The organism is Streptomyces sp. SPB074 (genome assembly GCF_000154905.1).
Taxonomy (GTDB): Bacteria; Actinomycetota; Actinomycetes; order Streptomycetales; family Streptomycetaceae; genus Streptomyces.
Genome location: NZ_GG770539.1, coordinates 4,332,780 through 4,336,425, shown reverse-complemented (window position 1 = coordinate 4,336,425; position 3,646 = coordinate 4,332,780). Strand labels below are relative to the sequence as shown.

The window sequence follows — 3,646 nt, the reverse complement described above, 5'->3', positions numbered from 1 at the left end:
TCCACAGATTCTCCGCCGAAGGCACCCGTTGTCAGCGGGCGTTGATAGAACTGGACCCAAGACCTCGTACTCGTGTCCGAGCAGGTCGCAGCCCTGCCATCACCCTGCCCATGCCCGCACCCGCACCCGCACCCGCACCCGCACCCGCGACCATCCCTCCCCGTTCCCCATTCACACCCCCACCCCCTCTCCCCTCCCATCCCAATCCGGAGCAGCCCCATGACGATCAACGAGCACCTCACGACCTTCCACGGCCTCCCCGTGCACAATTTCCCCGCGCCCCCGACTCCGGCCGAGAAGCTGACGCCCGAGCAGGCGAAGCTCCGGCAGCGGGGGGACGATCCGGCCGGGAAAGCGCTGCGGGAGCTGCCGGCGGCGGACGCGGTGGCGTGGTCGCTCGGCGTGGAGCCCTGGGAGAGCGACGAGACCTGGACCGAGTGCTTCGACCGTTTCCGTTCGCACGTCGAGTTGTCCGAAGTGCGCGCGCTCGTCATCGGTTCCTGGGGCGAGGCGTACGAGTCGAGTTCGGCCGAGGTGGTCGCCACAATCCTGGAGCACCGCGCGGAGCTACCCGCACTGCGCGCTCTCTTCCTCGGTGACATGACGATGGAGGACGCCGAGATCTCCTGGATTCAGCAGTCCGACATCACCGGCCTCCTCACCGGATTCCCGGAGTTGGAGGAGCTGGGCATACGCGGGGGATCGGAACTCGCGCTCTCTCCGGTACGCCACGAGAAACTGCGCCTGCTCACCGTCGAGACCGGTGGACTGCCCGCGACCGTCGTACGGAGCATCGGCGCGAGCGACTTCCCCGCGCTCACGCACCTCGAACTGTGGCTCGGCATCGACGAGTACGGCGGGGACAGCACCATCACCGACCTCGCACCCCTGCTCTCCGGGGAGCGGCTTCCCGCCCTGACCCACCTCGCGCTCCGCGACAGCGAGCAGCAGGACCTCATCGCCGAGGCCGTCGTCACCGCTCCCGTGCTCGACCGGCTCGACAGCCTCGACCTGTCGCTCGGTGTCCTCAGCGACCGGGGGGCCGAGGCGCTCCTGAGCGCCGCACCACGCCTCACCCACCTCCAGAGCCTCGACCTGCACCACAACTACCTGACCGAGGAGGTCCGCGAACGGCTGCGCACCGCGCTGGAGCCGGCCGGGGTCGCCCTCGACCTCGCCGAAGGGGACGCCCACTCCTGGGACGACGGCGACACCGTGCACCGTTTCGTCTCCGTGAGCGAATGATCAGCGCGAGGGCAGCCGCGCGGACGGGACCGCCGCTCGCGGTCGTCGGCAACCCGGAGAACCGACGCGTGCGCCTCCACCTCGACGCCGCGCGCCGTGCGGGCCTGCCCGCACCCCGCGTCGTGCCCTGGCTGGACGTCCTCACCCGGGGCGGCGCCGAGTTCGGTCCCGAGGAAATCGTGCGGCTCGACTCGCCCGGCGAGAACGCCGAGGTGGACGAGATACTGCGGGGCCCCGGGCCGCAGACGAGGGTCGGTGGGACGGCACGGTGGTACACGGGGCTGCTCGACGCCGTCGCGAGCCTGCGCGGCGGGCAGCGACTCGACAACCCGGAGGAACTCGCCATCCTCTTCGACAAACGCCGCTGTCACGCCCGCCTGGCCGCCGCAGGCGTGTCCGTCCCTCACTCCCCCACCTCGGCGGGTGCGGGTGCTACGACGGTGCGGGGCTGGGACGACGTACGGGCACTCATGTCCGGGCACGGCCTGCACCGGCTCTTCGTGAAGCCCGCGCACGGCTCCTCCGCTTCCGGCGTCCTCGCGATCGACTCGGCCGGACCGGGCCGCATCCGCGCCGTCACCCCCGTGGAAACCGCGCCCGGCGGTGAGCTGCACAACTCCCTGCGCCCTCGCGTCCTGCGGAGCGAGGCGGAGATAGCCGCGCTCGTCGACCGGCTCGCGCCCGAGGGCCTGCACCTGGAGCGCTGGTGGCCGAAAGCCGCACAAGCAGGCCGCAGCACGGACCTGCGGGTCCTCGTCGTCCACGGGCGCGCCACGCACGCCGTCGTACGGACCGGGAGCAGCCCCCTCACCAATCTCCATCTCGGCGGCAGGCGCGGCGACCTCGCGGCGGCGCGGAGCGCCTTCGACTCGGCGGGCCTCGGCTGGGCGCAGGCCCTGGAGGAGTGCGAGCGCGCGGCCGCCTGCTTCCCCGGCACCCTGGCCGTCGGTGTCGACCTGCTGCCGGCCCGTGGCTGGTCACGCGTCGCGGTAGGCGAGGTCAACGCCTTCGGCGACCTCCTGCCCGGCCTCACCGGGCTCCCGGGCAGCGGCGTCGAGGGACTCGATACGTACGCGGCCCAACTCGCCGCCCTTCCCGCCTTCATCAGCACCCTGCCCACGCCCGCACCTCACCCCTGAGCCACACGCGGCACGTCCTCACCGACACCCGCATTCCGCCCCACGCCGCGCGATCCGCCCGCGCAAGCACCCACCTCGCCGCCTCCACATCACCGCATCACCGCACCACCGCACCCCGCGTCATCGAGCACCCCGCACCCGCTCCCCGCCGCAGCCCCGCCCCACTCGCCCACTCCGATCGCCACGCCCCCAACGCCCGACACCCGGCAACCGCCATCCGCACCCGCCACCCGCCACCCCGCCACCCCGCCACGGAAGAAGCCCGAAAGCACCGCACATGACCAGCACGCCCCGCACCGCCGAAGAACCCCGCGCCCCCGAGAGCCCCGGCGCCAATCACGACCCCCGCGCTCCCGAAGGCGTCGGCCATGAACCACGCGCCGCCGGGGCCGGGTCCCCCGCACCGGGGTCGGCCGACCTCGACATGAACGACATCGTCGGTACGCACGATCTCCTCCTCGTCACGCTCGACACGCTCCGCCACGACGTCGCCGCCGAACTCGCCGCCGCAGGGCGCATTCCTCACCTCGCACGACATCTGCCCGGCGGCCGGTGGGAGGAGCGGCACGCGCCCGGCAGTTTCACGTACGCCTCCCACCAGGCGATCTTCGCGGGGTTCCTGCCGACCCCCGCGCGTCCCGGTCCGCATCCCCGGCTCTTCGCCGCCCGCTTCGGCGGGAGCGAGACGACCGTGCCGCGCACCTGGGTCTTCGACGCGCCCGACCTGGTCAGCGCGCTCGCCGACACCGGCTACCACACGGTGTGTCTCGGCGGGGTGGGCTTCTTCAACCAACGGGACGCGCTCGGCTCCGTCCTGCCCTCGCTCTTCGCGGAGGCGCACTGGGAGCCCGGCTTCGGGGTCACCTCGCCGACGAGCTTCGAGGCCCAAGTCGCAAAGGCCGAGGAGGTCGTCGCGCGGCTGCCCGGTGAACGGAAGCTCTTCCTCTTCGTCAACGTCTCCGCGCTGCACCAGCCCAACTGGCACCACCTGCCGGGCGCGGAGGCCGACCACGGCGACACCCGGGAATCGCACGCGGCGGCGCTGGAGTACGTCGACCGGCACATCGGACGGCTCTTCGCCGCCGCGAGCAGCCGCCGCCCCTGCCTCGCCATCGTCTGCTCCGACCACGGCACGACGTACGGGGAGGACGGCTACACCGGGCACCGCCTGGGCCACCCGGCGGTGTGGACCGTCCCCTACGCCCACTTCCTCCTCGATGCCGGAGACACCCCCGACCCCGGAGCCCGCCGCATGACCCCCA

The 3,646-nt window shown here is 72.6% G+C and carries 3 protein-coding genes; all 3 read left to right on the top strand.

Translation table 11 applies throughout. From position 1 onward, the window contains the following. Positions 1-219 precede the first annotated feature (219 nt). A complete protein-coding gene (locus SSBG_RS18220) occupies positions 220-1,245 on the top strand; it encodes an STM4015 family protein (protein ID WP_037870082.1) in 1,026 nt (341 codons plus the stop codon). Continuing rightward, a complete protein-coding gene (locus tag SSBG_RS18215; protein WP_008747537.1) occupies positions 1,242-2,384 on the top strand; it encodes an STM4014 family protein in 1,143 nt (380 codons plus the stop codon). Before SSBG_RS18220 ends, SSBG_RS18215 begins: the two co-directional genes overlap by 4 nt. Before the next feature lie 424 nt (positions 2,385-2,808). Beyond that, positions 2,809-3,646: STM4013/SEN3800 family hydrolase (locus SSBG_RS18210; RefSeq protein ID WP_008747536.1), on the top strand; the 838-nt coding region annotated here is incomplete at its 3' end.

Bases quoted from the DNA above. Each gene is read 5' to 3' on its own strand.
- SSBG_RS18215 (WP_008747537.1), top strand. From the start codon at position 1,242: ATGATCAGCGCGAGGGCAGCCGCGCGGACGGGACCGCCGCTCGCGGTC.
- SSBG_RS18220 (WP_037870082.1), top strand. From the start codon at position 220: ATGACGATCAACGAGCACCTCACGACCTTCCACGGCCTCCCCGTGCAC.